Annotated in this window: 5 protein-coding genes; all 5 read right to left on the reverse strand. The window is 64.9% G+C overall.

Translation table 11 applies throughout. The features are described from left to right. Positions 1–158 precede the first annotated feature (158 nt). The gene (locus V3572_RS09710) at positions 159–641 is read right to left on the reverse strand and encodes a periplasmic heavy metal sensor (protein WP_332110798.1); all 483 of its coding nucleotides are present in this window, start codon (positions 639–641) and stop codon (positions 159–161) included. Between the two features lie 300 nt (positions 642–941). After that, positions 942–1,277 carry a hypothetical protein gene (locus V3572_RS09715; RefSeq protein WP_332110799.1) on the reverse strand — a complete coding sequence of 112 codons (336 nt, stop codon included), beginning with the start codon at positions 1,275–1,277 and terminating at the stop codon, positions 942–944. Next, positions 1,274–2,773 (reverse strand): terminase large subunit domain-containing protein, encoded by a 1,500-nt coding sequence (locus V3572_RS09720; RefSeq protein WP_332110800.1) that lies wholly within the window; start codon positions 2,771–2,773, stop codon positions 1,274–1,276. The genes V3572_RS09715 and V3572_RS09720 overlap by 4 nt, the downstream gene beginning before the upstream one ends. 2 nt (positions 2,774–2,775) lie before the next feature. Then, positions 2,776–3,396, reverse strand: coding sequence for a terminase small subunit (locus V3572_RS09725; RefSeq protein WP_332110801.1), 621 nt, complete (start codon positions 3,394–3,396; stop codon positions 2,776–2,778). 6 nt (positions 3,397–3,402) lie between these two features. Further along, positions 3,403–3,543, reverse strand: a complete 141-nt coding sequence (locus tag V3572_RS09730) for a hypothetical protein (RefSeq protein WP_332110802.1) — start codon at positions 3,541–3,543, stop codon at positions 3,403–3,405. Positions 3,544–3,604: the final 61 nt, after the last annotated feature.

Consider the following 3,604-nt stretch of genomic DNA (forward strand, 5'->3'; position numbering starts at 1 on the left):
AGAGCTTCCGCCGTCGGCGCACAGGATGAGGAGGGGGTGTTTCACGTTAAGGAGGTGAGAGGGTCTGTATGTAATCCGAACCCGGGGTCTGCCCCCGGGGGGGTTACGCATCAGGGCCGGGGGGAAAGAGAAAACCCGGCCCAAGATTTTGTATACGGCTACATTCCGCCGCAGCCGGGTCCGTTTCCGGGACCGCGACCCATGCCGGGACCGCGACCGCCACCCATGCCGGGACCACCGCAGCCGCCCATGGCCATCGTCCCGAATTCCTTAATCATCTTGACCCGGAAGGTCGCGCCTTCTTCGGCCATCTGTCCCTTGATCGCCCCAATCTCCTTGGCCAGTCCGGCAATCTTGGCCTGGTCGGCCTTGGGATCGAGGGTCACCACGTTGAGCTCGGCCTTTTTGACCTGAAGCGCGGCCCGGATGGGCGCAATCTTGGCCACATGCTCCTGGACAAGCTTCTGGTAGGCGGCCTGCTGTTCAGGGGGAAGCTGGGACATGGCCCCGGGGCAGCCCCCGGGTCCGCCGTATCCGCCAGGACCGCCAGGGCCGCCGGGGCCTCTGGCCAAGGCCGGAAGGGAAGCAGCCAACACGAGGAGAGCGGTCATAAGGGCCATCTTGAAAATGCGTGCGTTCATGGAACGATCCTCCTAGGGATTGGGGCGACCCGGATCACGGTGAAGAGGGAAAACCACCATGGCCTGCGGCGTCGCCATGCCTAGTACTAAAGCATGGACCGTGCCACGCACGATTTTTCTTTTATTTTAGGATGTTATCAAATTCATTTGTTTTTCCCGGGCCCCTTTTTGTGCATAAATACATGCCAATTCGGCTGTTCGCGTATAAAAATTATACATCTTGCTGTGAGACAACATACTGTTTTTTATTAATAAAAATGAAGACAGATCTTCTTTTTGACGTGTTCGCCGGGAATATTCTTAGGTCGTATATAAATTATCCATCCGCGGGTGCCCCTCCCGTTCGCCAGCCTGGGCCGGGCGTCCTCGGGAGGCGAAGAAGGCCATGCCCCCCTCCCGGGCATCGGCCGAGGCCGGATGGAGAACCGGATGGCCATGCATGGCCGCGTCCCAGGGGTCGGTCTGGTCTGCGTCCGCTGCCTCATGGGGAGCTTCCGAGAGGGGACGCTCGAACATGGCCCGACCGGCGTGTTCCCGGCCAAACCGCCGGCCCGTGAGCAAAAAGACCAGGGCCGTTGCCACATACAGGGCCAAAAGGGCCAACACGTCCGGCAGGGAAAGGGTCGAGGTGGTCATGGCTCCTCCGTGTCCTGGTGGGGGGTGTCCTCCCGGCCCTCGTCCACAGGGGCCAGAAGGGTCTCGATGATGCGGCCGGATTCGGTCGCAGGCCTTGCCGCGCAAAGGGCCAGGGGCCGGGCCATGCAAACGTGGCAGGCCTCGTCGTAGATGTGGTCCTCGCCGGTGGTGTCGATGTCCTCCACGTTGTGCCGGTCGGCCGTCAAAAGCGGAATGGTGCGCAGAAACTGCTCGCAGGTGTCGTAGACCTGGAGCATGGGGGGCATGTCGCCGCACGGCCGCAGGCGTTCGTGAAACTGCCTGATCTTGAGCCGACGCGAAGGATCGCCGGGGGCCAGGAACACCCCGTGCCGGGCGAACTCCTCGGCCGTGCTGGGCCCCTGGCCGCCCCCTCGGTAATCGGGCTTTTTGGCGAAGCAGTCCGGCCCGGCCAGGCGCAGGATCGTGCGGGCGGCGACGCCCATGCGATGTTCGCGGTCACGGATGCCCTGGGCGATGAGGGGGTCGGTCATGCGCAGTCCCTGTCCCGGGGTTCCGGTGAAGCCGTACCATTCGGCGAAGCGATAGAGCCTGCCGTCGGCGTCCACCCACCACCAGCCCACGGAAAAGGGCGCGCCGTAGCCCCAGTCGAAGCTCATGTACAGCGGGGCCTCATCCGGCACCGGACGCGGCGCCACAACATGTAACGCACGGGAGAAGGCGAAGGCCTGACCGAAAAAGACGTCCCAACGGCCATCCTTGTAGGCGCTGCGCAGGGGCTCGGGCAGGGCGTCCAGGCGGTGGACGTAGTCCGGGTCGCGCCGGGCCAGGATGGCGTTGTCCGAAAGCCGGGCCGGGATGTGGCAGCGCATCATGCCGCCCTGGTTTTTCGGGGCGCGTCTGGGGACGCAGGGCGGGGAGAAATCCACCCAGCGGGACTTGACGAACCCGTGCCCCACGCCCCCGGGGTTGGAGGCGCACACCACCCCCGGAATGCGGCATCGGTAGTTTTCCGGGACAGGCAGGGAGCAGCGCACCCGGCCGCGCAGGTAGTCGTATTGGAACTCCGTCAGGGCCGTGAGTTCATCCACCAAAAGCAGATGGATCTCCGTCCCCTGGTAGCGGAAGACGTCCCGATCCGATTGGCAGGAACAGAAAAAAAGCCGCGATCCGTTGCGAAATTCCCAGGCCCGCCGGGCGGAGACGTACCGCCCGAGCGTGCCGGGGAACTGGGCCATGGAGGGAAGGATATGGTTTTTTTCAAGCTCCGGCGTAGTGCGCCGGAACAGGTAGGTCTGAAGCCCCGAGATGCGCAGACACCAGGCCAACCCCTCGAACCGCAAGGCATGGCTCTTGCCCGGGCCTGCCGCTCCGCCAAATAAAATCTCGTTGGCCCGCACCCGGTGCAACAGGGCCTGCTTGGGCTGAGGCCGGTAATCCACCTCGGCCTCCACGGCCCGAGCCGCCTCCGCTTCCGGGAGGTCGCATGCGGGGCCGTCGCTTTTGCGGCGGGGCATGCCTACCCCTGCTCCCGGAGTGGCGCCGCCGCAGACGGGGCCGCGCCGGGTTCGCAGGCCGCATCCGCCTCCCCGGGCGGGTCCGCCCCGTCCCAATCCGGCTCGGGAATGTGGGTGACCACCCGGATCACCGCCCCTTCCGCCTGACGCGGGGCCTTCTCGAAAAGTCCCAGGTGGCGGCACAACACCTCAAGCGCCCGGGTCTTGCCGTGCAGCTTCACCCGCAGCTTGCGGCCGTCCTTGCCAGGCGTCTCCACAATCTCGGCGATGCAGGCCGACTGGCCAGGCCCCATACCCGCCGAGTCCCGGATGCGCACGCCGCCCTCGTCCCAATCCGCAAATTCGCAGATGTCCGAGAAGGCCAGCCGGGCCAGTTCCATGACCACCCGGTCCTGGCGAATCCTGGTGCGTTCGATGCGTTCGGCCATGGCCGCCTCGATGCGGTCCTTGACCCGGGGCGTATTTTTCAGGCGGGCCCCGGTGGATGGGGCGGCCTTGCGGCTGTATCCGGCCCGTTCGGCGGCCCGGGTGGCGTTTAAGTCCACAAGATATTCCTGGACGAAACGCTCCTGTCGGCCGGTGAGCCCCACCTCCCGGTCCCTGATATCCGGCGCAAATCCCATGGCCGTTCAATGCACCCGGGTCGACGGCCCGACCCACTGCAAAATCCCCAGGATATCCGCCAGGGACAGTTCCGGATTGAGCTTGGCGATCTCCTCGACGCTGACGGCGGTCAACACGTTCATTTTCCTCCCATGCTTCTCAGCCATAAAAAGATTCCCGCGCCGATGACCGTGAGCACGCCGCAGACCACGGCGCTGACGGCGGTCA

It is taken from the genome of Desulfolutivibrio sp., from assembly GCF_036584575.1.
Classification (GTDB): domain Bacteria; phylum Desulfobacterota; class Desulfovibrionia; order Desulfovibrionales; family Desulfovibrionaceae; genus Desulfolutivibrio.